Source organism: Kitasatospora sp. NBC_00458 (assembly GCF_036013975.1).
Lineage (GTDB): Bacteria > Actinomycetota > Actinomycetes > Streptomycetales > Streptomycetaceae > Kitasatospora.
Window position 1 is genome coordinate 3,366,061 of the sequence record NZ_CP107904.1, and the last position, 24,975, is coordinate 3,391,035.

General features: G+C 72.8%; 25 protein-coding genes. 11 read left to right on the forward strand and 14 right to left on the reverse strand.

The annotated features are described in order from the left end of the window. Positions 1–50 precede the first annotated feature (50 nt). The 5 genes from OG550_RS13345 (at position 51) to OG550_RS13365 (ending at position 5,566) form a co-directional block, all read left to right on the forward strand. Positions 51–821, forward strand: a complete 771-nt coding sequence (locus OG550_RS13345; protein WP_327677218.1) for a CDP-alcohol phosphatidyltransferase family protein — start codon at positions 51–53, stop codon at positions 819–821. Positions 822–1,045: 224 nt separating this feature from the next. Continuing rightward, positions 1,046–2,347, forward strand: a complete 1,302-nt coding sequence (locus OG550_RS13350) for a serine hydrolase domain-containing protein (RefSeq protein WP_327677220.1) — start codon at positions 1,046–1,048, stop codon at positions 2,345–2,347. Positions 2,348–2,536: 189 nt separating this feature from the next. After that, a complete protein-coding gene (locus tag OG550_RS13355) occupies positions 2,537–3,883 on the forward strand; it encodes a serine hydrolase domain-containing protein (protein ID WP_327677221.1) in 1,347 nt (448 codons plus the stop codon). Positions 3,884–3,980: 97 nt separating this feature from the next. Further along, positions 3,981–4,883, forward strand: a complete 903-nt coding sequence (locus OG550_RS13360) for an aminoglycoside phosphotransferase family protein (RefSeq protein WP_327677223.1) — start codon at positions 3,981–3,983, stop codon at positions 4,881–4,883. A 281-nt stretch (positions 4,884–5,164) separates the two neighbouring features. Next, positions 5,165–5,566: a hypothetical protein gene (locus OG550_RS13365; protein ID WP_327677225.1), complete on the forward strand. Its 402-nt coding sequence runs from the start codon at positions 5,165–5,167 to the stop codon at positions 5,564–5,566. Positions 5,567–5,734: 168 nt separating this feature from the next. Here OG550_RS13365 and OG550_RS13370 read toward each other — a convergent pair whose 3' ends face one another. The 6 genes from OG550_RS13370 to OG550_RS13395 all read right to left on the reverse strand — a co-directional run bounded on the left by OG550_RS13370 (position 5,735) and on the right by OG550_RS13395 (position 10,613). After that, complete coding sequence (locus tag OG550_RS13370; RefSeq protein WP_327677227.1) at positions 5,735–6,562, reverse strand: alpha/beta fold hydrolase; 828 nt, start codon at positions 6,560–6,562, stop codon at positions 5,735–5,737. Between the two features lie 111 nt (positions 6,563–6,673). Next, positions 6,674–7,339: a DUF4097 family beta strand repeat-containing protein gene (locus OG550_RS13375; RefSeq protein ID WP_327677229.1), complete on the reverse strand. Its 666-nt coding sequence runs from the start codon at positions 7,337–7,339 to the stop codon at positions 6,674–6,676. A 281-nt stretch (positions 7,340–7,620) separates the two neighbouring features. After that, a complete protein-coding gene (locus OG550_RS13380; protein WP_327677231.1) occupies positions 7,621–8,184 on the reverse strand; it encodes a hypothetical protein in 564 nt (187 codons plus the stop codon). Between the two features lie 241 nt (positions 8,185–8,425). Then, complete coding sequence (locus OG550_RS13385; protein ID WP_327677232.1) at positions 8,426–9,271, reverse strand: aldo/keto reductase; 846 nt, start codon at positions 9,269–9,271, stop codon at positions 8,426–8,428. Further along, on the reverse strand, positions 9,268–10,458 hold the full coding sequence (locus OG550_RS13390) for a JmjC domain-containing protein (RefSeq protein ID WP_327683858.1): 1,191 nt from the start codon (positions 10,456–10,458) through the stop codon (positions 9,268–9,270). The genes OG550_RS13385 and OG550_RS13390 overlap by 4 nt, the downstream gene beginning before the upstream one ends. Positions 10,459–10,472: 14 nt before the next feature. Next, positions 10,473–10,613, reverse strand: coding sequence for a hypothetical protein (locus tag OG550_RS13395; protein WP_327677233.1), 141 nt, complete (start codon positions 10,611–10,613; stop codon positions 10,473–10,475). A gap of 181 nt (positions 10,614–10,794) precedes the next feature. On the opposite strand from OG550_RS13395, the gene OG550_RS13400 reads away from it, so the two are divergent. From OG550_RS13400 to OG550_RS13420, 5 genes are all read left to right on the forward strand, one after another. Then, positions 10,795–12,210: a helix-turn-helix transcriptional regulator gene (locus OG550_RS13400; protein WP_327677235.1), complete on the forward strand. Its 1,416-nt coding sequence runs from the start codon at positions 10,795–10,797 to the stop codon at positions 12,208–12,210. A gap of 42 nt (positions 12,211–12,252) precedes the next feature. Next, a complete protein-coding gene (locus tag OG550_RS13405; RefSeq protein ID WP_327677237.1) occupies positions 12,253–12,933 on the forward strand; it encodes a RibD family protein in 681 nt (226 codons plus the stop codon). Positions 12,934–13,247: 314 nt separating this feature from the next. Then, positions 13,248–13,862: an RNA polymerase sigma factor gene (locus OG550_RS13410; protein ID WP_327677239.1), complete on the forward strand. Its 615-nt coding sequence runs from the start codon at positions 13,248–13,250 to the stop codon at positions 13,860–13,862. Continuing rightward, entirely contained in the window at positions 13,859–14,881 is a 1,023-nt protein-coding gene (locus OG550_RS13415) for a CU044_5270 family protein (RefSeq protein ID WP_327677241.1), read from the forward strand. The genes OG550_RS13410 and OG550_RS13415 overlap by 4 nt, the downstream gene beginning before the upstream one ends. A gap of 115 nt (positions 14,882–14,996) precedes the next feature. Beyond that, a complete protein-coding gene (locus tag OG550_RS13420) occupies positions 14,997–15,638 on the forward strand; it encodes a peptidase inhibitor family I36 protein (protein WP_327677242.1) in 642 nt (213 codons plus the stop codon). Positions 15,639–15,798: 160 nt separating this feature from the next. On the opposite strand, the gene OG550_RS13425 is transcribed toward OG550_RS13420, so the two are convergent. Then, positions 15,799–17,307: an MFS transporter gene (locus tag OG550_RS13425; protein WP_327677244.1), complete on the reverse strand. Its 1,509-nt coding sequence runs from the start codon at positions 17,305–17,307 to the stop codon at positions 15,799–15,801. 189 nt (positions 17,308–17,496) lie between these two features. Between OG550_RS13425 and OG550_RS13430 the strand changes: the two genes are divergently transcribed. Continuing rightward, the gene (locus OG550_RS13430) at positions 17,497–18,225 is read left to right on the forward strand and encodes a TetR/AcrR family transcriptional regulator C-terminal domain-containing protein (RefSeq protein ID WP_327677246.1); all 729 of its coding nucleotides are present in this window, start codon (positions 17,497–17,499) and stop codon (positions 18,223–18,225) included. Positions 18,226–18,372: 147 nt separating this feature from the next. On the opposite strand, the gene OG550_RS13435 is transcribed toward OG550_RS13430, so the two are convergent. From OG550_RS13435 to OG550_RS13465, 7 genes are all read right to left on the reverse strand, one after another. Then, entirely contained in the window at positions 18,373–19,149 is a 777-nt protein-coding gene (locus OG550_RS13435) for an ABC transporter permease (RefSeq protein WP_327677248.1), read from the reverse strand. Then, entirely contained in the window at positions 19,146–20,117 is a 972-nt protein-coding gene (locus OG550_RS13440) for an ATP-binding cassette domain-containing protein (protein ID WP_327677250.1), read from the reverse strand. The genes OG550_RS13435 and OG550_RS13440 overlap by 4 nt, the downstream gene beginning before the upstream one ends. 41 nt (positions 20,118–20,158) lie before the next feature. After that, complete coding sequence (locus OG550_RS13445; protein ID WP_327677251.1) at positions 20,159–20,995, reverse strand: DUF4097 family beta strand repeat-containing protein; 837 nt, start codon at positions 20,993–20,995, stop codon at positions 20,159–20,161. Positions 20,996–21,094: 99 nt separating this feature from the next. Continuing rightward, complete coding sequence (locus tag OG550_RS13450) at positions 21,095–21,637, reverse strand: hypothetical protein (protein ID WP_327677253.1); 543 nt, start codon at positions 21,635–21,637, stop codon at positions 21,095–21,097. A 147-nt stretch (positions 21,638–21,784) separates the two neighbouring features. Further along, complete coding sequence (locus OG550_RS13455) at positions 21,785–22,804, reverse strand: adenosine deaminase (RefSeq protein ID WP_327683860.1); 1,020 nt, start codon at positions 22,802–22,804, stop codon at positions 21,785–21,787. Positions 22,805–23,131: 327 nt separating this feature from the next. Beyond that, positions 23,132–23,272 carry a hypothetical protein gene (locus OG550_RS13460; RefSeq protein ID WP_327677255.1) on the reverse strand — a complete coding sequence of 47 codons (141 nt, stop codon included), beginning with the start codon at positions 23,270–23,272 and terminating at the stop codon, positions 23,132–23,134. A gap of 329 nt (positions 23,273–23,601) precedes the next feature. After that, on the reverse strand, positions 23,602–24,897 hold the full coding sequence (locus tag OG550_RS13465) for a DUF445 domain-containing protein (RefSeq protein ID WP_327677257.1): 1,296 nt from the start codon (positions 24,895–24,897) through the stop codon (positions 23,602–23,604). Positions 24,898–24,975: the final 78 nt, after the last annotated feature.

Below are 24,975 nucleotides of genomic sequence, written 5' to 3' on the forward strand. Positions count from 1 at the left end.
GCCGACCGTTCCCGGTCCCCGGCCGGCCGGACAGGTGGAGGGATGTCGTCATGGTGGTCGCTGCTCCGGCGTTGGCCGAGTTGCGGGAGGTCTGCCAGCCGCAGGCGAAGCTGGCGAGCCGCAACGGGGAGCACTGGGCGGGCCGGCTCTACATGCGGCGGCTCTCCCTGCGGACCACCCGGCACCTGGTGCGGACCCCGGTCTCGCCGAACACCCTCACCTGGCTGATGGTGGTGTGCGGGGTCGGGGCCGGGGCCGCCCTGCTGATCCCCGGGCTCACGGGCGCGGTGCTGGCGGCGGTGCTGTTCCAGGGCTTCCTGCTCTTCGACTGCGTGGACGGCGAGGTGGCCCGCTGGAAGCGCCGGTTCAGTACGGCCGGGGTGTACGTGGACCGGCTCGGCGCCTATCTGGCGGACGCCGCGCTGATGGTCGGCGCGGGTGTCCGGGCGGCCCGGGGCGGGTCGGAGCTGTGGGTGTCGGTGGGGCTGGCGGCCGCGCTGGGGGTCGTGCTGCTGAAGGCGTCGACGGATCTGGTGGACGTGGCGCGGGCGCGCAGCGGCCTGCTGCCGGCGGACGAGGAGTCGACGCAGCCGCGGTCGCAGGGCATCGCGACGGCGCGGCGGCTGGCCTCGGTCCTCAAGATCCACCGGGTGACCAACGGCATCGAGGCGTCGCTGGTGCTGCTGGCGGCGGCGGTCGTGGACGCGGCGGTGGGTTCCACCGATCCGACGCGGGCGACGGTCGCGGCGATCGCGGTGATCACCTGGGGGATGGTGGTCGCGCACCTGGCGTCGATCCTCTCGTCGTCCCGCCTGCGCTGACCGGAAGCGCGTCGCGCGGGGTCCACGACGCGTGGCGTGCTCACCCTCCCCGCCTCAAGTCAAGCCACCCTCAGGCGATTTGACGCACCGACTCCCCCGCCGTTCGGCTCCGGCGGGGGACCCGCGAGGCGCAGGCCGTCACCCTCCGCAGGACGACGCGGCCGCCGCGGTGCGGATGCGAACGTGGCGGTGGGGCCCGGGGGTCGGGCCCGGGAGGGATCACCATGAACACCGACCACTTCGTCCGGCCGCGCCGCAGCGGCCGGCTCGGCCTGCGGCTCGCCGCCGTGGCGCTGGCCGGGGCCACCGTCGTCTCGCTCGCCCCGGCGGCGGTCGCGGCGGGGGCCGAGGCTCCGGCGGCCGGGCCGTCCGCGGGGGCCACGGCCGACCGGCACCGCCCGTCCGTCGACCTCACCCCGGAGTTGCGGGACATCGTCGAGCTGGGCGCGTCGACGGCCGCGCTCGGCGAGGCCCGCGAGAACGGCCGCCGGACCTGGCGCGACGCCGAGGGGGTCGTCGACCTGGACTCCCGGCGGCCGGCGCGCGCCGACGGGCGGTTCCGGATCGGCAGCGTCACCAAGACCTTCGTCTCCACCGTGGTGCTGCAGCTGGCCGACGAGGGCCGGCTCCGGCTGGACGACCCGGTCGAGCGGTACCTGCCGGGGGTGGTGCCGAACGGCGGGGCGATCACCCTGCGGCAGCTGCTCAACCACACCAGCGGCCTGTTCGACTACCTGGAGGACCCGCAGTTCCTCTTCCACGACGAGGCGAGCCTGCGCTCCTTCCTCGCCCGGGGCCGCTGGGTGGACTACCGCCCGGAGCAGCTCGTCGCGGTCGGCGTGCAGCACGCGCCGTACTTCGCGCCCGGCCAGGACTGGCACTACTCCAACACCAACTACATCCTCACCGGGATGATCGTCAAGAAGGTCACCGGCCGCACCTGGCAGCGCGAGGTGGAGCAGCGGATCGTCAAGCCGCTGCACCTCGACGACACCTCCTTCCCGGGCTCCTCGCCCGGGATCCCCGGGCCGCACGCGCACGGGTACGTCAAGCTGCCGGAGGGTCCGGCGGACGTCACCCTGATCAACCCGACCGTCGGGGACGCGGCCGGCAACGGGCTCTCCACCACGAGCGACCTGAACCGCTTCCACGAGGCGCTGTTCGGCGGGAGGCTGCTGTCGCCCGCCCGGCTGGCCGAGATGACGGCGGCCGTCCCGGCGCCGGCGATCGGCGCGCACTACGGGCTGGGCCTGATCCGCTACGACCTGCCGTGCGGCGAGGCCTGGGGCCACACCGGCGGCATCCCGGGGTTCAACACGGTGCTGCTCGGGGCGCGGGACGGCTCGCAGCAGTTCGCCCTCTCGTTCAACCTGCTGGAGGGCGGCGAGACCGACCAGACCGGCACCACGCTGGAGGCGTTCCTCCTGAAGGCGGCGTGCGGCAAGGACACGCCGGCCCCGGCGGCCCCCGCTGCGAAGGGGGCGAAGGGGACGGACGCCGGGTCGCCGCCGAAGCTGCTCCGCTGAGACACCCGGGTCGCTCCAAGTCAAGCCCCTTGACGATGATTTGACCTGTCGTCATGTCTGCCCATCGGCCGGGTGGCCCGGTCCTCGGGACGCACGGCCGATGACCTCCACAGGACGACGCGCCGACGGTGCGGCCGGTGCGAGGCTGGTCGGGACGGCCCGGGGCCGGGCCGGAAGGGGCGGGGAACCATGACCATCGTTCAGGCTCGATCTCCGTACCGGCGCGGCAGGTTGGGGCTGCGGCTCGCCGCCGTCGCCCTGGCCGGGGCCACCGTCGTCACGCTCGCACCGACGGCGGCGGTCGCGGCCGGAACCGGATCCAACGCCGGCGCCGGAGCCGTGGAGGAACGTCGACCCCGCGTCGACGGACAGCAGGAGCTGCGGTACCTCGTGGAGCACGGCGGGATGACCGCCGCACTCGCGGAGATCCGCGTCGCCGGCCGCCCCGCGTGGCGGGGCGCCGCCGGGACCGCCGACCTGGCCGACGGGCAGCCGGCCAGGTCGGACGGCCGGTTCCGGATCGGCAGCGTCACCAAGACCTTCGTGTCGACGGTGGTGCTCCAACTGGTCGGCGAGGGCCGGATCCGACTGGACGACCCGGTCGAGCGGTACCTGCCCGGAGTCGTCCCGAACGGCGGGGCGATCACCGTCCGGCAGCTGCTGAACCACACCAGCGGGCTGTTCAACTTCACCACGGACGCGCGGTTCCTGGTCACGACCGAGGCCGAGCTCCAGGAGTACGTGTACGGGACCACCCGGTTCAAGAGCTACCGGCCGGAGCAGCTGGCCGCGATCGCCGCCGAGCACGCGCCGTACTTCGCACCCGGCCAGGGGTGGAAGTACTCGAACACCAACTACGTCCTCGCCGGGATGATCATCCGCAAGGTCACCGGGCACACCTGGCAGCGCGAGGTCGAGCGGCGGATCGTCCGGCCCCTGCAGCTGGACGACACGACGTTCCCGGGGAACGAGACGGGCCTCGGCGGCCGGCACGCCCACGCCTACGTCGACATGCCGTCCGGGCCCGCCGACATCACCCGGTTCAACCCGTCCGTCGTGGACGCCGCCGGCAACGGCGTCTCCACCACCGCGGACCTCAACCGCTTCCACGCCGCCCTGTTCGGCGGCAGGCTGCTGCGGCCGGCCCAGATGGCCGCGCTGACGGACACGGTGCCGACCGACACGCCGAACGGCTTCTACGGGCTGGGCGTGCTCAAGGTCGACCTGGGCCCTGGCTGCGAGGCGGCCTGGGGCCACGACGGCGGCCTCCCCGGGTGGAGCACCCTGCTGCTCGGCACCCGGGACGGGCGGCGGCAGTTGGCGCTGTCGCACAACCCGTTCATCGGCAAGGACTCCTCGGCGAGCGGGGAGGCGATCGGCTCGCTGCTGGGCAAGACGCTGTGCCGCCCGGGCACGGGCGCGGGCACGGACGCGGGCGCCGGCATCGCGGCGGGCCCGGACGCGGCCCCCGCCGTGGGGGCGGTCCCGCGCACCGGTCCGGACCTTCGTGTGGAGGTCGGCCCGGCCACCCGCTGAAGCCCGGCGAGCGGTGGGCGGCGGCGATCGGCAGGCGGGCGGCGGGCGGGGAAATGCGGTTGACGCCCGCCGCCGCCCGGCGATCGGATGGTGCCCCATGAGCACAGGGCAGTTGCACCCCGGTCAGCACCCCATCGACGAGGAGCTCGTACGACGGCTGGTCGCCGGGCAGTTCCCCCGGTGGGCGGGACTGCCGGTGAGCGGATTCCCGTCCGGCGGCACCGTCAACGCCATGTACCGGCTGGGCGACACCATGGTCGTCCGACTGCCGCTGGTCGACTGGGGCGAGGTGGACGTCGCGATGGAGCAGGAGTGGCTGCCCCGCCTCGCACCGCTCCTGCCGACGGCCATCCCCGCGGCGATCGGCGTCGGTCGGCCCGCCGAGGGCTACCCGTGGGCCTGGTCGGTGTACCGCTGGCTGGACGGCGCGAACCCGGAGGCCGGCGCACTGCGCGAGCCCGTGCAACTGGCCGAGGACCTGGCCGGGTTCGTGTCGTCGATGCGGCGCATCAGCCTCCCCGGCGGGCCGACCGCCTACCGCGGCGGGCCGGTCCGGCTGCTCGACGAGCCCACCCGGGCCGCGATCGAGGAACTCCGCGGGCTCCCCGAGGAGGGCGTCGACTGCGACGCCGCGGCCGCCGTCTGGGAGGACGCGCTGCGGGCCCCCGTCTGGGACGGGCCGCCGGTCTGGGTGCACTCGGACCTGATGCCGGGAAACCTGCTGGTGGACGGCGGCGGGCGGCTCACCGCGGTGATCGACTTCGGGTGCGCGGGCGTCGGCGACCCGGCCTGCGACATGTTCCCCGCGTGGAACCTGCTGCCCGCCGAGGGGCGCGAGGTCTTCCGCAAGGCCCTCGGCGTGGACGACGCGACCTGGCGGCGCGGGCGCGGCCGGTCGCTCGCGCAGGCCCTGGCGGCGCTGCCGTACTACCGGGAGACCAACCCGCTGATGGCGGCCAACGCCCGGCACGTGATCCGGGCGGTCCTGGCGGAGGCCTGAGCCGGGCGGAGGGCTGAGCCGGGCGCAGGAACGGGCCCGGCTCAGGGACGGGCAGGGCGGAGGGACGGGCGCGGCGCAGGCGTCGCAGGACCGGGCCCCGCGGCGGGGGGACGAGGGCGCACCCCGGTAGGCCGGCCGAGCGTCGGTGTTCCTCCGCGCGGGGTAGCCGGCCGCCGTGCCCCTCGGCGGCCGAGGGAGTGGTTCGGGTACTGATCGCAGTCGGTGCGGGGTGTCCCCGCCCCCGCCGGCCCGGCTCGACGCCCACACACCTGGAGGCCCTCATGGCCCGTACGACCACCCTCGCCCTGACCGCACTCGCCACCATCGGGGTCCTGGTCGGGGGCACCGCGATCGCCACCGCCGACGACCGGGGGGCCGTCAGGCCGAAGGAGAAGCCGCCGGTCATCGTCCCCGGCAACCAGGCCGCCGCCAACGCCTCGCTCCTGGCCGCGCACACCCAGGTGACCGGCGAATCCGTCACCCTGCGGCCCGGCGAGAACCTGCCGGCCGTCGTGCTCTGTCCGTCCGGCCAGGTGCCCACCGGCGGCGGTGCCACGACCAGCGCCTTCCGGATCTTCCTCACCGACTCCTACCCGAGCGGCAGCGCCTGGATCGTGCGCGGCACCAACACCAACAACGTGGACGAGTCCATCAGGGCCTACGTCATCTGCACCGCTCCCTGATCCGGGGGCCGGCCCCCCGCAACTCCCCGACGGGGTCACGGGCGTGGGCTCCCTCCGCGGAACCCTCGCCCCCGGACGCCCGCCGGGACCGGAGACCTCTCGCGCGCCGTACGACCGGGACACCGGCCGTACGGCGCGCGGTTCGTGCGATCCGGCCGCCACCACCGTTCAGCCGACCTCGCGGTCGAGGGTGGTGGCGCGCTCCCGCTCGCGGGGGGCGGCGATCTCGCGGACCGCGTCGGCGACGGCACGGAAGTCCCTGCGCAGGATCTTGGAGTGGTTGCTCGGGACCTTCGCGGCGATCCGGATGTTCGGGTTGCGGTCGAGGACCGGGTCGAGGTTGGCGCGGATCCGCTCCATCAGCTCCGGGTCGCCGCCGAGGTTGCCGCCGCTGGCGAGCACGTACCGGACCGGCACCGTCAGGCGGTCGAGGACCGGGTAGAGGACGGCGGGAGCGCAGAGCTCGTTGGCCTCGATGTTGATCTCGGCGTGCTGTGCGGCGCTCATGCGCGCGGCCAGGCCGAGCGGGCGGGCGATCGGGAAGAGGGGGCTCATCCGGCGGAACAGCTTGCGGATCTGCTCGCGGGCCGCGTCGTCGAGCCACTCGTGCGGCAGCGCGCCGTCCACGGACACCGCGCCCACGGCGCGGTCGGGATTGCGGGACGCCCAGTGCACGGCGAGCATCGCGCCGTAGGACCAGCCCACCAGGATCGGCCGGTCCACGCCGCGCGCTTCGAGGACGGCGTCGATGTCGCGCAGGCACGCTTCGAACGAGTAGTCCGCCGAGCGGTCCGAGCGGCCGCGGGCGCGCTCGTCGAAGGTGATGTGGCGGAAGCCGCCGCCGAGGTCGGCGGTGACGCGCTTCCAGTGCGCCTGGTCGGCGTAGGAACCGTTGAGGTAGACGACGGGGCGGCCGGGGCCGCCGGTGTCGGTCACGGCGAGGGCGGTGTCGTCGGTCGGGACGGTGCCGGTCCAGGGGGTCTGCTCGGCGCTCACGGCTGGTGTTCCTCCGGTGTCAGGGGTGGTTCGGGGATCGGCGGGGGATGCCCTCGCCGAGGTGCTGCCGCGCACCTCGCGGGTCTCGTCGGCCCCTGCGGACCGCGGGGTTCAGAGGCTGCGGGCGGTGATGTCGCCGTGGGCGGTGGTGGCGTGGATGGTGAGGGTGGTGGTGCCGTGGTTGGTGAGGGCGTTGTCGATGCGGCCGTGGGTGGTGCCGGCGTCGAGGGAGGCGGAGACGCCGCGGGCGGCGCCGATGGTGACGTCGCCGGATTCGGTGTGCAGGGTGACGGTGCCGTGGGTGGCCTCGGTGATGTGCAGGTCGCCCTTCCGGGTGCTGATCTCGGCGGGGCCGCCGAGGCGGCCGACGGTGATGTCGCCGGCCTGGAGGGTGAGGCGGGCGGCGGCGGTCTCGTCGAGCTTCACCGTGCCGTGGGCGCCTTCGTAGCCGACGTCGCCGAGGCGGCCGACGCCGCGCAGTTCGGCGCTGGCGGTCTTCGCCTCGACGCGGGAGCCGGCGGGCAGCCGGACGGTGACCTCGACGGCTCCGGAGGGCCCGAAGAGCTGGTTCTTCGCGGGTGCGGTCTCGATCCGCAGGACGCCGTCGCGGTAGTCGACGGTGGTCTGCTCGGCGGCCTTGAGGTCGCGGCTCTTCGAGGCGTCCGCGGGCAGGACCTCGACGGTGGTGTCGGTGCGGTCGGCGGCGATGAGGCGGATCCGGCCGGCGGGGATGTCCAGGACGGTGGCGATCGGGGCGGTGGTGGCGAAGTTCCGCATGTGGTGTGTGCTCCTGCGAGTCGTTGTCGTCGGCGTTTCCGACAACGGAAAAGCTACGTTGCTTTCCGAATCACAGCAACACTCCCATTGCGTCAAAACCACATAACTGCAGCTCACAGCAGCAATATCGTTGCGGAGGATTGAAATAAAATGCAACGACCGACCCTCGACTCGTTGCAATGAAATGACAGTGAACGCTATGGGGGCTCCCGGGGACACCCAGCGGAAGCCCTCGGCCCCCGCCGCTTCCGTGGCGGTGGACCCCGTCGGAATACCGGCGGTCAGTACCCGAGGCGACCACCGGTGAAGCCGGTCGCCGCCTCGGCGAGGAGCGGCGCCAGATCCGGGTAGTACCCGCGGTCGACGGCTTGGAGCATTTCCGCGAGGGCGATGAGTTGCCCGACACGACCCGCGGGGGAGCCGAGTACGTCGGAGAACTCCGCACGGACCCGGTCCGCGACTGCGGGCACCAGGAGGCTGCTCACCCACAGTACGGCGGGGTCGTAGCCGACGGGCACGAGTCCCCAGCGTTCCCAGTCCAGGATCGAGAGCGGCCCGGCGGTCAGGTTGGCCCACTGCAGATCCCCGTGGCCGGTGGTCCGCTCCACCCTTTCGGGGGCCGGGATACCGAGGTACTTCGGGAAGACCTCCTCGATCCATGTCGGCCGCGGGGTCACCTTCACTCCGGGGGCCGTGGCGATGCCGGCCAGCGCGGCCTTCAGGCCGTGCCACCAGTCGTCTCCCAGGCCGGGGTCCTCTCGGAGCTCCGGCGTCGAGGACACCGCGGGACCGGTGAGGTCGAAGACATCGGCCTGGTAGAACCGGTCGTGTTCGGTCCAGTCCATCGTGTCGTGCAACCGTGGGCGCGGGACGGAGTCCGGGATGCACTGCTCGGCCCCGAGAGGACCTTGACCCGTCGGCCGGGGGGCGAAACGGCGTCGGCCGTCGGAGACGCGCAGCCACAGCTGCCCTGCGCGGCGGCCGACGGTCGACCCGGAGGTGCCGAAGACGGACGGCCCACTACAAGCGAGCCCGAGGAAGGCTGCAGCCTTGGCGTGCGCGCCTTCCAAACGGCGACGGGCCGTGTCATCCGGCTGAAAGGACATCGAGCACCTTCCTGAGTCGGTCTCTTGGGATCGGACGGGCGAGAGCCGTCGCGGCAGCGTCCCAGTGCGCGCGGCTGCTGATCGAAGCGAGGACGACGTCCAACCCCGGGCAGGCCCCGACCAGATGGAACGCAGCCGCGTGCGGGTCCGATCCCGGCTGGATGAGATTCACCAGTTCGGGGGTCATCAGCGCAGGGAGTTCGCCCCCGTGGAGGGGTGCGGAGGCGAAGCTGGTGATTCCGGCCTCGCGTGCGTCACTGAGGGGCCCGGTTCCGGCGAGGGCCTGCGTGACGGGCTCGGCCATCACGAGGCTCACCGGCATCTGCACCCCGCCGAGATGGTGATTCCGGGACCCGGCCGCGACGCACGCCAGGCCGACCAGCTCGGCGACCGTGAACGCCTGGGACGTGAAACCGGACCAGGTGGCGACGCCGTAGCCGCCGATACGTCCTGCGTGAGCGAACTCCTCCAGCACGGCGAATGCGGCGAGCAGGTTCCGGTGCAGCTGCCGGCGGCCGTGGTCGGAACGCTCGGGGTTGTGGACGAACACCAGGTCAGCCCGGCCCAGGACTGCCAGGGACTGTTCGGTCTGGGAGCGGACGAACTCCGCGGCGATGCTGTGGTGCCCCCGCGGGTCGAAGCCGGTCTTCGTCGACACGCGGACGCCCGGGTACTCCGCCAGCACGGCGGCGAGGTCGCGATGGGCATGGCCGTGCGCGTAGTTGGGGGCGGTGTCGAGCAAGGATGCTCCGGCCGAGAGGGCGGTGCGCGCCGCCGCCCCGACGGCGCGCACCCGATAGGTCCCCAGGCCGAGGACGGCGTTCACGATTTCGCCCCGACCACGCAAGCGGCCTGGCCCTTGATGAGAACGGTCAGAACGTCTGCCACGTCGTCGACCTCCAGGCCGGCCGCAGAGGCGAGGTCCCCGATGGTCACGGGTTCTCCCCTCAGGAGGAGGCGGAGCACCGGGGTCGCCCGCTGCGCGAACTCCCACTCGGTACCGGCCGCCGCCAGGGTGACGGTACCTGCCGTGGTGCCGGCCGTGAGCTTGGCACGGGCCGCCGTGATCCGTACGGTGACTTCCGGAGACGGTGGGAGGTCCGCCACGTACGGCAGCGAGGGGGCCGGGCGTCCGAAGTGTGTGGTGTCGATGGAGTCCGCCCACCGGTCGATCAGCTCGGTGTCCGACAACGCGGTGCTCATCGCGGTCCGCAAGGCGTCCAGATACGCGGCCTTCGCGGCCGGATCCGCATGGCGGGGGACGTCCAGCCGTACGACGTCGTCCGCGTGCATCTGGTCGGCCAGCCAGCTGATGATGCCGGCCCCGGTATGGGTGACGAGGCCGAAGGTGAGGTGCAGGGATTCCGTGCCCTGGTCGGCGGTGACGGTGTGCCACCATCCACGGGGAAGGTAGAGGACGTCCCCGGGGCCGAGGACGATGTCCGCAATCGGTTCGCCGCCGGGTTCCTTCGGTGACTCGACGTCGCGGTAGGTGGGTGCCGTCCGCGTCGGTTCCCACAGCCGCCAGCGCTTCGCGCCCTGCTGCTGGACCACGACTACGTCATGGTCGTCCCAATGCCGACCGAAGCCCTCTCGCTCCGTCCAGGAGGCGTACGCGTTGGCCTGTACGGGTGTGCCGAAGAAGCGTTCCAGAGCCTCGGCGGCCGCCCGGACCGGCGGGTGGATCTCGTCGACCGCATCCACCACCAGCGAAGCGCCCTCGGCGAGCCTGGCGTGAAGCTCGGCAGGATGAACCCGGTTCCAGGTCACCCCGCGACGGTTGGTGACAGGAGCCGAGTACCTTCCGGACGGAACGGTCTCCCCGTCCTGCGACAACCGCAGTCGGGGCGCCTCCATCCGGTACGTGGCGACGATGGAGTTCAGGTCGTCCCAGGAGAGGAGGGAGCCGGGGTCGGCTCCCTCCGCCGGGAAGACAGCGTAGGAGCGGTGGAGCACCTGGGTGAGGAAGGTCCCCCCACCCAGGCGCACCGCCCACGAAGCGGCATGGTGCATCGTGGGCATCCGGCTCAGGTGTCGTTCTGGTCGGACTTGCCGCCCGTGTTGTCCGACGGCAGGTCGACGCGGGACCGCGCGGCCCGGATGTTCCGGACGGCGACCAGGAGGCCGTCCTCCTCGTTCTCCTGAGCAGCAGGCGTGGAACTCTGCATACCGGTGTCTTCCTTTCGTTCCGTCCGTGCTCGCCGGTCTGTCCGGCGACCCCCAGGAAATCGCTGCGAACAGCTGCTGAACAGAGCAGAATTGATGCACCGATGATGCATTCGTGAGGCAACCGGGCGGCTGACCTGCCAACGTCTGCCACCGGAGGATTCCAGCAGGCTCAAGGGGCGAGTGTTGGCGGCACGGCGAGAACGACTCATCGCGTTGCGTGTGAGCGCGGGGTACACCCAGGAGACCTTGGCAGCCGCGATGGACGTCGACCGGACGACCGTGGGCAGGTGGGAACGCGGGGCCTGGCTCCCCCGCCCGTGGCAGATGCCGAAGCTCGCCGCGTTGCTGAACATCGGTGCCGCCGAACTCGCCGGTCTGCTCGGTCCCCTCGAACCGACCCGCCGGGCCGGTGGATCGGGGACGGCGGGAGCAGTGACATCACCCGGCGACATCACCGAGCAGGACCGGCTGCGGGCCTCGAACGAGCCCGGTCTCGACGGCATCGTGCCCCCGACCGGAGCCGGGGGCACAACCATGGCGCTCATGGACGGCGGTGTCCGGGTCGGCTGCCGGACCGAGGACGGGAGGATCATCTTCGTGAGCATTCCGCGCCGCGCCACGCTCCGTGGCACCACCGCCGCCGGTACCGCACTCTTCTCAGGCCCCTCGGCCCCCGGGGCCCGGGCTCTTCCGCCCGCCCTCTCCACGGACATGCACCCGGTCGAGAGCCTGCGGTCGCTCCGCAGATCGCTGGTCGAGTGCGACAACGTACTCGGACCACGCGAAGTCGTCGCAACGGCTCAGGAGCATGTCCGGCTCATCCAGCAACTCCGTCGCGAGGCTTCCGGCCAGGACCGGAAGAGCCTTCTTCACGTGCAGGCCGAGTACGCCGAGTTCTGCAGCTGGCTGTACCAAGACAGCGGCGACCATCGCGCTGCCCAGTACTGGACGGACCGCGCCGCCGACTGGGCGAACGCCTGCGGCGACCTGGAGCTCGCCGCCTACATCATGGCCAGGAAGGCCCAGCTCGCCGGCGACATGCGGGACTCGGTCGAAGCCATCGACCTCGCGGCCTCCGCCCAACGCCTGGCACGGCCCGGAAGCCGTCTGAGTGCCATGGGAGCTGTCTACGGCGCCCACGGCCACGCCCTGCTCGGCGACGAGCTGACAGCCCAGCGCACCTTCGACCAGGCGCTGGAACTGCTCGCCCGGCCGCCCGAGGCACCGATCGGCCGGGGCAGATGGCTGAACGAGGCGTACATCGAGGCCCAACGCGCCCGCTCGCTGTCACTGCTCGGCCGTCACCACGAGGCGGTGGCGGGCTTCGATCGGGCGATCCGGTCCCTGCCCGCCAACTACCGTCGCGACCGCGGTGTCTACCTCGCCCGCTCGGCTGCCTCTCAGCTGGCCACCCAGGGGCCGGAGCAGGCCGCCACAACCGCCCATGCGGCACTGTCCATCGCCGCCGGTACCGGCTCGGCCCGGATCTTCACCGAACTGGCCTGCCTTGATTCCAAGTTGCCGAAATGGCAGGCCGTTCCCGAGGTCGCCCGGTTCCGGCAAGCACTCGACAGCTACCTGTTCCATGAAGTGTGATCACCATTTGTCGCTCCTGCCCGCCGAAAGAACGGACCGCCGATGCCACGCCCCTTCGTCCTGCTGAGCGTCGCCACCTCCATCGACGGCCACATCGACGACACCTCACCCGAGCGCCTCCTGCTCTCGAACGCCGAGGACTTCGACCGCGTCGATCAGGTCCGCGCCGAATCCGATGCCATCCTCATCGGCGGCAACACTCTGCGCAGCGACAACCCCCGTCTACTCGTGAACAGCGAGGAACGACGCGCCGCCCGCGTCGCGGCCGGCAAGCCCGAGTTCCCCCTCAAGGTCACCGTCTCCGCCAGCGGCGACCTCAGCCGCGACCTCAAGTTCTGGCACTTCGGTGACAAAAAGGTCGTCTACACCACCGATGCCGCCGCACCGAAGCTCCGCGAAACGCTCGCCGGCCTGGCCGACGTCGTCAGCACTGGTGCCACGATCGACTTCGGAGCGCTTCTCGACGACCTCGCCACCCGTGGTGTCGAACGGCTCATGGTCGAAGGCGGCGGGCAGATCCACACTCAGTTCCTCGCCCAGGGGCTGGCCGACGAGATCCACCTCGCCATTGCTCCGCTGGTGGTCGGTGACGCCTCCGCACCGCGTTTCCTCCACCCGGCCGACTACCCCGGCGGCAGCACCCACCGGATGCGGCTGATCGACGTCCAGCAGCTCGGCGACGTCGTCGTGCTCCGCTACGCGCCCGGGCAGGCGTCCGCCTGAAGACCTCCGCGCGCCACCGTCGGTCGACGGTGGCGCGCGGGGCAAGCGAGCGGAACGGCCGCACCGTTCACGTCGCGGCGGCACGATGCAGCGCTGGATCGCCGACTCGTTGCCATGAACGACCTCCAACAGGCCTTCTGCCGCCGAAGGGTCGCGGCCGAGCCAGGCCATCATGTACGCACACGGTCCGCCACCCCGTCTGGATGCCGTCCAGCCGGCCGGTGCCTTCCCGGAGGCACCGGCCGTCCACATCTCCCCAACATTCCCTGGAACCACTCCCCCGCTGCGGACACCAGATCTGCGTGGAGTCCTCCTTGTCCAGTAAGCAGGCGCAGCCCGGCGACCGCCAGGTCTTCGCCGAGCTCTACGATCAGCACGCGCGCACGGTCTTCGCGCACGCCTACAGATCCACCGGGGACCGCGACCTCGCGGACGACATCGTCTCCCTGACCTTCCTCGAAGCCTGGCGGCTCCGCAAGAAGCTCCGCGACGAGGTCCTGCACCCGCGCGCCTGGCTGCTGGCGATCGCCACCAACGTCCTGCGCAATACCGCCCGCACCGCGCGCCGCCACCGCGAGGCCATGTCCCGCCTCCCCCGGCGCGACCCGATCCCCGACTTCGCCGACGAGGTGGTCGGCCGGATCGCGGACGCCGGGACGGCCGCCGCCGCCGTGCGCGCCCTGGACCAGCTGGGGGCCCCCGAGCGCGAGGTGTTCACCCTCGTCGTGTGGTCCGGACTCGGGTACGCGGAGGCCGCCCGTGTCCTGGGCATACCCGTCGGCACCGTCCGTTCGCGGCTCTCCCGCGTCCGGGACAAGCTCCGCCGGATCGTCGACACCGAGGATCCGCCGGAGCCACCGCGCGAACGCGCCGACCACCTCGCCGCCAGCCGTCAGCCCGTGGGGCACCACCAGGAGAGCCGGCCATGAACACCGCATCCACAGACCAGGACAGGTGGGACGAGCACTGCGAGCGCCGCGAACTGGCCCGCCTGCTGCCCCCGCCCCCGCACCCGGTCCCCTCCCTCGACGAGGTCGCCGCCCGCCGCGAGTTCCTGCTGAACGAGTTCGACCGCTCCCGCCCCCTCGTCGCCCTGACCTCCCGCTGGCGGGGCCTCACCCTGGCGGCCGCGGTCGCCACCGCCGCCACTCTCACGGCGGTGACGCTCACCCAGGGCACCGGCGCCTCGGCGAACCGGACGCCTCCCGCCACCGCCGCGTCCGTGGAACTCCTCGACCGGGCCGCCCGGGTCGCCTGGTCCGCCCCCCAGCCGCCGGCCCAGGACTCCCAGTTCACCTACCTCAGGACCGTCACCCACGCCGTCGCCCTCAGCGAGGCCGCCGACGGCCCGATGCGTCCGACGACCACCACCGCCGACACCGAGCAGTGGGCCTCCGTCGACGGCAGCCGGCCCGGCCTCACCCGCCGCACCGGCGCCGACCAGCCGCTCCCCTCCTCCACCGCCGGCTCCGCGTGGGCGTCCTCCTCCTACCGGGCGCTCGCCGCCCTGCCCACCGAACCCGACGTGCTGCTCGGGAGGATCCGCGCCGAGGCCGCGCACGACCGCGGTCCGGGCTCCGATTCGACGACCGAACCGGACCAGCAGACCTTCGTCGCCATCGGGGACCTGCTGCGCAGCAGCGTCGTGCCGCCCCGGCTGAGCGCCGCGCTCTACCGTGCGGCGGCCCGCATCCCCGGTGTGGTGACGGTCGACGACGCCGTCGACGCCGCCGGGCGCCACGGTGTGGCCGTGGCCCGCGTCCACGACGGCGAACGCTCGGAATGGATCTTCGACCACCGGACCATGCGCCTGCTCGGTACCCGCACGGTCCTTCTGAAGGACGGTCCGTGGGGCAAGGCGGGGGACGAGATGGAGTCGGCCGCCGTGGTCGCCTGGGGCATCGTGGACGCCCCCGGTGAAACCGCACCCCTGGAAGCAAGCCCCTGAGCCGATTCGGTCAGCCATTGACCGGACTATGCCGGAGCTATTGTGCGATCGGCGAATCCCGCGTTGGGTCGTGTCAGCACCGTACCGACACAACCGAGCAGGGGGGAAGTTGACCGTGCGTACATTCCGCACGCTCGCCGCCGTCACCACGGTCGCCGGCGCACTCGCGCTGGCGGCCCCGGCGGCCGTGGCAGCACCCGCAGGCCCGTCAGCACCGGCGTCCGGCGTCCCGGAGTCAGCCGGGCCGACGGACGCGAAGCCGTCCAAGCCGGTGATCGCCACCTACAGAGGCAAGAAGATCGACCTCTCGCAGGGCTGGGGGAGCGCCCGCGTCTGCACCGAGGTGACGGGTGGAGCCGTCTACTGCCACGACAGCATCGCCGAAGCCGACCAGGCGCTCGCCACCATCGACCCCGCCGCCCGGACCGCGCGGACGGCGCCCGCCGCCGCCGGCGTCGCGGTCTCCGACGCGGACTGCTCCTCGGGCTGGGTCTGCATCTGGGAGCACTCCAACTTCACGGGACCTCTCCTGCGCTGGTCGCAGTTCGGCACCAAGTACCTGTCCGACTGGGGTTTCCGGGACCGGGCCAGCTCGGCCTGCGCCTACAACTCGAACGGCGCGACCCTCTACGACGACCGCACCCTGCAGCCGGACCCCTCGCTCTACCTCGGCTGGGGCTGCTACGACCTCACGGGCCAGGGCTACCCCTACGGCGGCAACTGGAACGACCGGGTGGACTACCTCACGGTCAACTGACCGGCGCCCGTACCGCGCGGAAGGCCGAGGGCCGGCACCCGTTCCTTCCGGGTCCCGGCCCTCGGCCTTCGTCCTTCGCGCTCCCCCGCCGTCCGCCGTCGCGGTCCGCCCCCGTGGCCCGCCGTCGCGGTCCGCCGTCCGTCCCCGGGCCGCTGCGGGCTCAGGCCGCCAGCTCGGCCGCCAGCTCGGCAGCCTCCGCCGGGGCCTGCCCGGTCGGCTTCCTGTTCCGCATCACGACCGTCGCCAGAAGCGCCGCCGCCAGCACACCCGCCGCGCTCACCGTGAAGGTGGTCGACATCGAGGTGGTGAAGGCCTCCCGGGCCGCGTGCACCAGGCCCGCGTCCCCCTTGGCCTCGGCCAGTGCACCCACGATCGACTGCTTCGCCTGCTCCGAGGAGCCCGCCGGCATCTCGTCGGCGTAGCCGCCGGCCAGCATCGAGCCGAGGATCGCGATGCCCAGCGCGGTGCCCGCCTGCTGGATGGTGTCGTTCAGCGCCGAGCCGACACCCGCCTTCTCCGCCGGGATCTCGCCCATCAGCGCACCGACCGCGGCGGGCATCGCCAGGCCGGCGCCCAGGCCGAGGATCCCGAGGGCGGTCGCCGGGACGGCGAACCCGGTCTCCGCGTCCACCGTGGAGAAGAGGACGAACGCCCCGGCCATCATCAGCATGCCGACCAGCACCAGCGGCCGGTGGCCGATCTTCGCCGCCAGGCCGGCACCCGCGCCGTTGCCGATCAGGGCCGCGACCGCCATCGGCACGAAGGCCAGACCGGCCTTGACCGGCGAGTAGTCCAGCACGAACTGCAGGTACTGGGTGAGGACCAGCAGCAGGCCGCCGTTGCCGATCTGGACCAGGGTCAGCGAGAGCGAACCACCGCTGAAGTTGCGCTTCTTGAAGAGCGCCAGCGGGACCATCGGCTCCGCCGCCACGTTCTCCCAGATCAGGAACCCGCCGAGCGCCACGACCGCGATCCCCAGGGTGATCAGCGAGTTGCCCTCGAACGCGCCGTGCTTCGGGATCTCGATGATCCACCAGATCAGCGCGGTCATGCCGACCGCCGACAGCACCGCGCCCAGCGGGTCCGGCTTCTGCCACGGGCCCTTGGACTCCGGCATCAGGACCAGGGCGGCGGTGATGGCGAGCACGACGACGGGCACGTTGATGAGGAAGATCGAGTGCCAGGAGAAGTGGTCGATCAGCACGCCGCCGAGCACCGGGCTGCCGACCAGGCCGAGCATCGAGACCGAGCCCCAGGCCGCCATGGCCTTGCCGCGCTCGTCCTCCTCGAACACCGTGATCAGGATCGACAGGGTCGACGGCATGATCAGCGCGCCGCCCACACCCATGGCCACCCGGCTCGCGATGACCTCACCCGGGTTGCTGCAGACCGTCGCCGCCAGCGACGCCGCTCCGAAGAGCAGCAGCCCGATGACCATCACCTTCCGCCGGCCGAACCGGTCCCCCAGGCTTCCGGAGGTCAGCAGCAGACCGGCGAAGACCAGGATGTAGGAGTCGAGGATCCACTGCGTGTCCTGCGCGGTGGCGTTCAGGTCCTCGGTCATGGACGGCACCGCCACCGTCAGCGCCATGCTGTCGACCACCAGGACCAGCGTGCTGAGGCACAGCACGATCAGGATCCACCAGCGACGTGGGTTGCGGGCTTCCATGGTTTTCCCCTCCGGCTTGCGTACGTCGTTCCGTCGTTGCGCACACTGTACGCAGAGCGGAACAGTGTGCGCAACCCCTGCATGGCGTGCGCATATCCGAACGGTGTGCGCACCAGTGGTTCCTGTACGCTGAATGCGCACGGTGTACGCAGCGAACTCCTTGCCGACCGACCGAGGGAGGACCGGCCGATGGCCGCGACAACGAACCCGATCCCGTCCGTATGGGCCCGCCGGCAGCGCGAACCCGAACAGCCGACGCTCAACCGCGCCGCGATCGTCCACGAGGCGATCGCCATGCTGGACGCCGACGGCGTCGAGGCGCTCTCCATGCGCAAGCTCGGCGCGCGCCTCAACGCGGGCGCGACGTCCCTCTACCGGCACGTCGCCACCAAGGACGAGCTGATGGAGCTCGCCGTGGACGAGGTCTTCGGCGAGATCACCGTCCCGGACGCCGACAGCTCGGACTGGCGGGCGGCCGTCATCGCGACCTGCGAGTCCTTCCGGGCCACCACCCTGCGCCACCGCTGGCTCGCGTCCGTCCTGGGCCAGGCCGGACTCGCCTACCTCGGCCCCAACCTGGTCGCCGTCTCCGAGCGACTGGCCGAACTCTTCACCGCCATCGGCTTCCCCGACGCCCCGCGGGCCCTGGACACGATCCTGTCCTACGTCATCGGCATGAGCACCACCGAAGCCGCCTGGCTGACCACCGTCGCCCGGAGCGGCGAGAGCGAGGGCGCGTTCATCGCCCGGCTGATCCCCGCCGCCCAGGAGGCCGTGGCCGGACACGAGCTCCTCGCCGACTCCTACGCGGCCGCCGCCACCGGCTCGATCGCGGACCCCGTCGCCACGCGCGACGCCAAGTTCGCCTTCGGCCTGGAGGTCATCCTCGACGGGCTCGCCCTCCGCCTCCCCCGCTGACGGCCCGGCTGACGACCCGGCTGACGGCCCCGGAGCGGGCCCGCTGCCCCGGTCGGCAGCGGCACCGGGAGCGGCACCGGTTGCGGCACCGGGAGCGACGTCGCCGCCGGTGCCGTCGCCGTCACCCGGACCGCCCGGACCGCCCGGCTACCGCCGCACCGGACGGCGGAAGGTGGCGCGGGCCCAGAGGAAGCCGACCCCGGTGAGGGCGACGCACCAGGCCAGGGCCGCCGGCGCACTCCCGCCTATCGCGGTGCCCGTCAACAGACCCCGCAGGGTCTCGATGACCGGGGTGAACGGCTGGTACTCGGCGAACAGGCGCAGGCCGGTCGGCATCGAGTCCGGCGGGACGATGGCGCTGCCGACGAAGGGCAGGAACTGGAGCGGCATCGGCAGGTTGCTCGCGCTCTCGGGCGTCCTGGCGACCAGGCCGATCCCGGCCGCGAGCCAGGTCAGGGCGAGCGTCACGAAGACCAGCAGTCCGCCCGCGGCCAGCCACTCCACCGGCGTGGCGTCGGACCGGAAACCCATCGCGAACGCGGCGGCGAGGACCAGCAGCAGCCCCAGCACGGTCTGGATCAGGCTGCCGACCACGTGCCCGGTCAGGAAGGCCGACCGCGAGACCGCCATCGTCCGGAACCGGTTGACGATGCCCTCGGTCATGTCGACGCAGACGCCGACCGCCGTCACCAGCGCCCCGGACGTCGCCGCCATCAGGACGATGCCGGGCGTCACGTAGTCGATGTACTCGCCGGCGCCGATCCCGCTGCCCAGCGCGCCGCCGTAGGCGTAGTTGAAGAGCAGCAGCATCATCACCGGCATCAGCACGACCGCGAAGGTCATCGCCGGGTACCGCCGCGCGTGCTTGAGGTTGCGCCGGAGCATCGTCAGGGAGTCGCTCACGGCGTAGGGCATCGTGCTCACCGGCCACCCTCCGCGGTCAGGGTGAGGAAGACGTCGTCGAGGTCGGGGGTGTGGACCGTGAGCGACTCGGCGCGGACGCCCGCACTGTCGAGGATGTCGAGGACGGCCCTCAGCGTGACGACCGAGTTGTCGCCGGGGATCGAGAGGGTGAGCGCCTCCGCGTCGGGAGTGGCGTAGTCGAACAGGGTCGCGGCCGCGTCCAGCGCGGACGGGGCGGCGAAGCGGAGGCGGAGGTGGCCGCCGGGGATGCGCCGCTTGAGCTGCTCGGCGGTGCCCTCGGCGACGATCCGGCCGCCGTCGAGGAGGGCGATCCGGCCCGCGAGCCGGTCGGCCTCCTCCAGGTACTGGGTGGTCAGGAGGACCGTGACGCCCTGCTCCTGGACCAACCCCTCGATCAGTTCCCACATCGTCCGCCGGCTGCGCGGGTCGAGGCCGGTGGTCGGCTCGTCGAGGAAGATGATCCGGGGTTCGCCGACCAGGGTCATGGCCAGGTCGAGCTTGCGCCGCATGCCGCCGGAGAGGGTGGCGGCCGGCTTCCCGGACACCTCCACCAGGTCGAAGCGCCGTAACAGCTCGGCCGCCCGCCGCCGCCCCTCCCGACGGGGGAGGTGGTGCAGGTCGGCCATCAGGAGCAGGTTCTCCTCGGCCGTGAGCAGGTTGTCCACGGCAGAGAACTGGCCGGTGACGCCGATCGCGGAGCGGACCCCGTCGGCCTCCCGGACCAGGTCGTGGCCGGCCACCCGGACGGTCCCGGCGTCCGCCGGGACGAGGGTGGAGAGGATCTCCACGGTGGTGGTCTTGCCCGCGCCGTTCGGCCCGAGCAGGGCGAACACGGTGCCCTCGGGCACGGTCAGGTCGATGCCGTCGAGGACGGCCCTCCCCTCGTAGGACTTGGTCAGGCCGACGGCGTGGATCGCCTGGGCCGGCGCGGGCCTGGTGGACGTCGGGGGCGTGCCGATCGGGGTCATGGCGGTCGCACTCTCTCCGAAGCAGGGATGATGACCGGCCGTCAGGCCCGCCGGACCACGATGTCGCCGAGCTGGGTGCGGGCCCGGACCTCGACCGTCTCGCCGGCCCCACCCGGGCCGTCCGCGGTGTCGAGGGAGTTGCGGACGCTGCCCATCCGGGTGTGCACGTCGAGCCAGGCGGCGGTGGACTCGCGGACGCCGACCTCGATGTCGCCCACGGAGGTCTGCAGCACCGCGCGCCCGCGGACCAGCTCCTCGATCCGGATGGTGCCGTGGGCCGACTTGACGTCGACGTCGGCCAGCGCGGAACCGACGGTCACGGCACCGTTGGACAGGTTGGCCCGGAGGTCGCCGCCGACCTCGCCGATGACCGTCTCGCCGTTGAGGTTCTTGACCGTCACCGCGCCCCCGACGGAGCCGAGCTCGATCCGGCCGGAGGCGGAGACCTCGGCGTCCCCGTCGGCCCGCTCCAGCCGGATCTCGCCGTGGTCGGTCTTCAGGTGGACGCTCGCGGCCGGGCCGACCTGGATCCGGCCCACCGAGGTCTTCAGCCGGCAGTCGCCCAGCGGCCCTTCGCAGAGGAAGTCGCCCATCGGGGCGTCACCGCGGACCTCGGACCCGGCGGGCACCTCGACGGTGACGTCGATGGAACCCGTCCGGCCGAAGACGGAGCGCTTCCGCGGGCCCTTGACCACCAGCGCGCCGTCCGCGTAGGTGACCTTGGTCTGCTCGGCGACCCGGACGTCCACCTCGTCGGCGGCGTCCGCCGGGGTCACCTCCACCACGGTGTCGGTGCGCTTGCCCGCCGTGATCCGGGCCGACCCGATGTCGAACTCCAGGGTGACGCTGATCGGGCCGGGGGTGTCGAAAGTAGGCATGGCTGTCCCGTCCTCATCGTTCAGATCTGCGTTTCCGCAGGTGAAATGGGGTGACTTGTAGGCCGGTGGTGCGGAGCCGGCGGGCCAGGTGCCCCGGGGCTAGCGGGCCCAGCCGGTGTAGCCCTGGCCCGTGCCGCGCCGGCTCCTCCCCTCGGGCCGGGGCGGCTGCCCCGGCTCCAGCGCGGCGGCGACGGCCCGCACCAGCCAGGCGTTGACCGAGAGGGCCTCCTGCCCGGCGGCCTCCTCGACCCGGGCCTTGAGGTGCGCGGGGAGGCGGAAGTTGATCCGGGCGGTGTTGCCGTCGTCGGCAGGCTCCGGCGGCACCGCACCCACCGGCACCGGCGGCACCGGTGGCACCGCCGACTCCCGCGGGCCGGCGTCGTGGAACGGCTCGGAGGCCGGCGGCGCCGTCACCACGAACTCCGGCTCCAGCCCGCGCAGCCGGACGTCCACCGAACCCGGCGCCAGCTCCCGCGTGACCTCCCCCATGGCGTCGGACAGTGCGTTGAGCAGCGTGAGCCGGGCGGCCGACTCCAGGGGCAGGGTCAGGCGCTCGGCCAGCGCCCGGGCTTCGTCCCCGCCCGCGCCCGCGGCAACCGCGAGCTCGTGCCGGAGGTTGTCGACGTACGGCGTGAGGTCCATGGCAAGAGGGTGGCACACCCATGGCGCCATGTCGAGCCGCTTTGGCGCCATCCCATGGCACCACTCCGGCACACCGGTGGCACCGCAGACGGCGAGGGCCCCGCCGGCGATCGCCGACGGGGCCCGTGGAAGACGGGAACGCGCAGGTCAGCCCTGGTGCCAGCGCGCGAGGTAGGAGTCGATCTCGCCGGCCAGCGCGGTCTTGCCGGCCGGATCCAGGAAGGACGCCTCGACCGCGTTCCGCGCCAGCCCGGCGACCCCGGCCTCGTCCAGGCCGAGCAGCCGGGCCGCCACCGCGTACTCGGTGTTCAGGTCGGTGCCGAACATCGGCGGGTCGTCGCTGTTGACGGTGACCAGCAGGCCCGCGTCCACCATCCGCTTGATCGGGTGGTCCTCGATCCGCTCCACCGCCCGGGTGGCGATGTTGGAGGTCGGGCAGACCTCCAGCGGGATCCGGTGCTCGCCGAGGTGGTCGAGCAGCGCCGGGTCCGCGACCGCCTGGGTGCCGTGGCCGATCCGCTCGGCCCCGAGCACCCGCAGCGCGTCCCAGACCGTCTCCGGACCGGTGGTCTCACCGGCGTGCGGGACGCTGCGCAGGCCGGCCGCCCGCGCCCGGTCGAAGTACGGCTTGAACTGCGGACGCGGCACCCCGATCTCCGGCCCGCCGAGGCCGAAGCTGACCAGGCCCTCCGGCGCCAGGTCGACGGCCAGCCGGGCGGTCTCCTCGGCGGCGGCGAGACCGGCCTCGCCGGGGATGTCGAAGCACCAGCGGAGCACCACGCCGAGCTCCTTCTCGGCGCTCAGCCGGGCGTCCTCGATCGCCTCCATGAAGGCGACGTCGGGAATGCCCCGGCTGACCGAGGAGTACGGCGTGACGGTCAGTTCGGCGTACCGGATGTTCTGCCGCGCCATGTCCTCGGCCACGCCGTAGGTCAGCGCGCGCACGTCCTCGGCGTCACGGATCAGGTCGACGACGCTCAGGTAGACCTCGATGAAGTGCGCGAAGTCGGTGAAGGTGAAGTACTCGGCGAGGGCCTCCGGGTCGGTGGGCACCTTCGCCTGGCCGCGGTGGCGGGCGGCGAGCTCGGCGACCACGCGCGGCGAGGCCGACCCGACGTGGTGGACGTGCAGCTCCGCCTTGGGCATTCCGGCGATGAACGCCTCGATCGAGCGCCCTCCGCCCGTGTTGCTGGGGGTTCCGATCCGACTTCCGTCCGGCTGGACCACGGTGGTGCCCTTCTTCCTCTACGCGTGTATCGAGCGGTGCACGCAAGGATAGGCAGAGCACGGCGGCGGGCGCCCGGCCGGACTCCCCGGCGAGCGCCCGCCACCGCGCGGACGGGGACCCCGCGCCGCGCGAGGGACCCCCGTACCCCCGCGCGCCGCGGCCCCGGAGCTGTTCGCGCGAGGGACCCCCGTACCTCCGCGCGACACCACCCCGGACCTCTACACGCGAGGGACCCCCGTACCCCCGCGCGACACCACCCCGCACCTCTACACGCGAGGGACCCCCGTACCCCCGCGCATCCGGCAGCCGTCCGGACCGCCGGCGTGGGCGGCCGGGACACCGACGAAGAGGGTGGCGGCGGCCAGGGCGGCGGCGGCCGGCGTGCGGACGTGCTTCCTGATGGTCACGGCCTGGGTCTCCGTTCGGGTTCGCACCTGGTCGGGTGGCGTGCCGGGCTTCCCCGGCCGGAGCAACTCTCGCCCACGCCGCGGGGCCTCCCGGCCGTCTCCGGGTGTCTCACGGGCCCCGTCGGGGGTTCCCGGCCCGTCCCACCGCCCTGGCCTGCGGTTTTGGCGGCGTCCCCGATTCGAAGTGGAGACACCCGGCCCTCCTGCGGACCCGTTCGCACCACCCGTACGACCCGCACCGGCGGGCGGTCCTGCGCCCGACCGCCGCCGCCCGCCCGCCGCCCGCCGCCCGCCCAGCCGCCCAGCCACCCAGCCACCCGGTCACCCGGTCACCCGCCCAGGGCGACCGCCGCGGTGTGGATGAGCAGGCCCGCCAGGGCGCCGACCACCGTGCCGTTGATCCGGATGAACTGGAGGTCCCGGCCGACGTTGGCCTCGATCTTGCGGGAGGCGTCGTCGGCGTCCCAGCCCGCCACCGTCTCGGAGATGATCGACGTGATCTCGGTCCGGTAGGTGTCGACCAGGTACTGGGCGGCGTCCTGCAGCCAGCCGTCCACCTTGGCCTGGAGCTTCTGGTCCGTCGCCAGGCGCGCGCCGAAGGTCCGCACGCCCTCGCGGATGCGCCGGCGCAGCTCGCTCTCCTCGTCCTCGGCGGCGTTCAGGACCAGCGAGCGGACGGCGGCCCAGGTGGAGGCGATCAGGTCCTGGACCTCGGCGCGGGCGAGCAGCTCGGCCTTGGCCCGCTCGACCCTGGCGATGGTCTCCGGGTCGGTCTGCAGTTCGGTGGCGAAGTCGGCGAGGAACTTGTCGATCGCACCGCGCGCCGGGTGCTCCTGGTCGTCCCGGATGTCGGTGACGAACCGCATCAGCTCCTTGTAGACCCGCTCGCCGACCTGGTGGTCGAGGAACTTCGGGGTCCAGCCGGGGGTCTTCTGGGTCACCCGGTCGACCACCTCGGCGTGGTTCTCGGTCAGCCAGTCGTGCACCCGGACGGCGATCAGGTCGACCACCCCGTGGTGGCCGCCGTCCGCGACCACCTTGCCGAGCATCCGGCCGGCCGGTTCGGCGACCGAGGTGGCGGCGGCCCGCCTGGTCACCGCCTCGGCGACGACCGCCTGGACGTCGTCGTCGCGGAGCACCGCGAGCACGCCGCGCAGCGCCGCCGAGGCCTCCTTGGTGACCCGTTCGGCGCTTCCGGGGGCGGCCAGCCACTCCCCGAGCCGGCGCGCGATGCCGAGCGCGGCCAGCCGGCCGCGCACGACCTGGCCGGAGAGGAAGTTCTCGCCGACGAAGTCGCCGAGCGACCGGCCGAACGCGTCCTTCTTGGTCGGGATGATCGCGGTGTGCGGGATGGGGAGGCCGAACGGGCGCCGGAACAGCGCGGTCACCGCGAACCAGTCGGCCAGCGCGCCGACCATGCCCGCCTCGGCGGCGGCCGCCACGTAACCCGCCCAGGCGCCGGCACCGGCCGACTCCGCCCAGGTCGTCAGGGCGAAGACCAGTGTCGCGAAGGCCAGCAGGCCGGTCGCGATGGTCTTCATCCGGCGGACGCCGCGTCTCTTCTCTTCGTCGGCCGCGGTGAAGCGGACCCCTGGGCCCGTCCCGCTGAAGGCTTCGTCGCTCACCCCGCCAGTCTGCCCGTTGCCCGGCGCGAGCGGACGGCGTGCCCGCCGATCGTGCGCCGGGTATGTGGCGTGAACCCC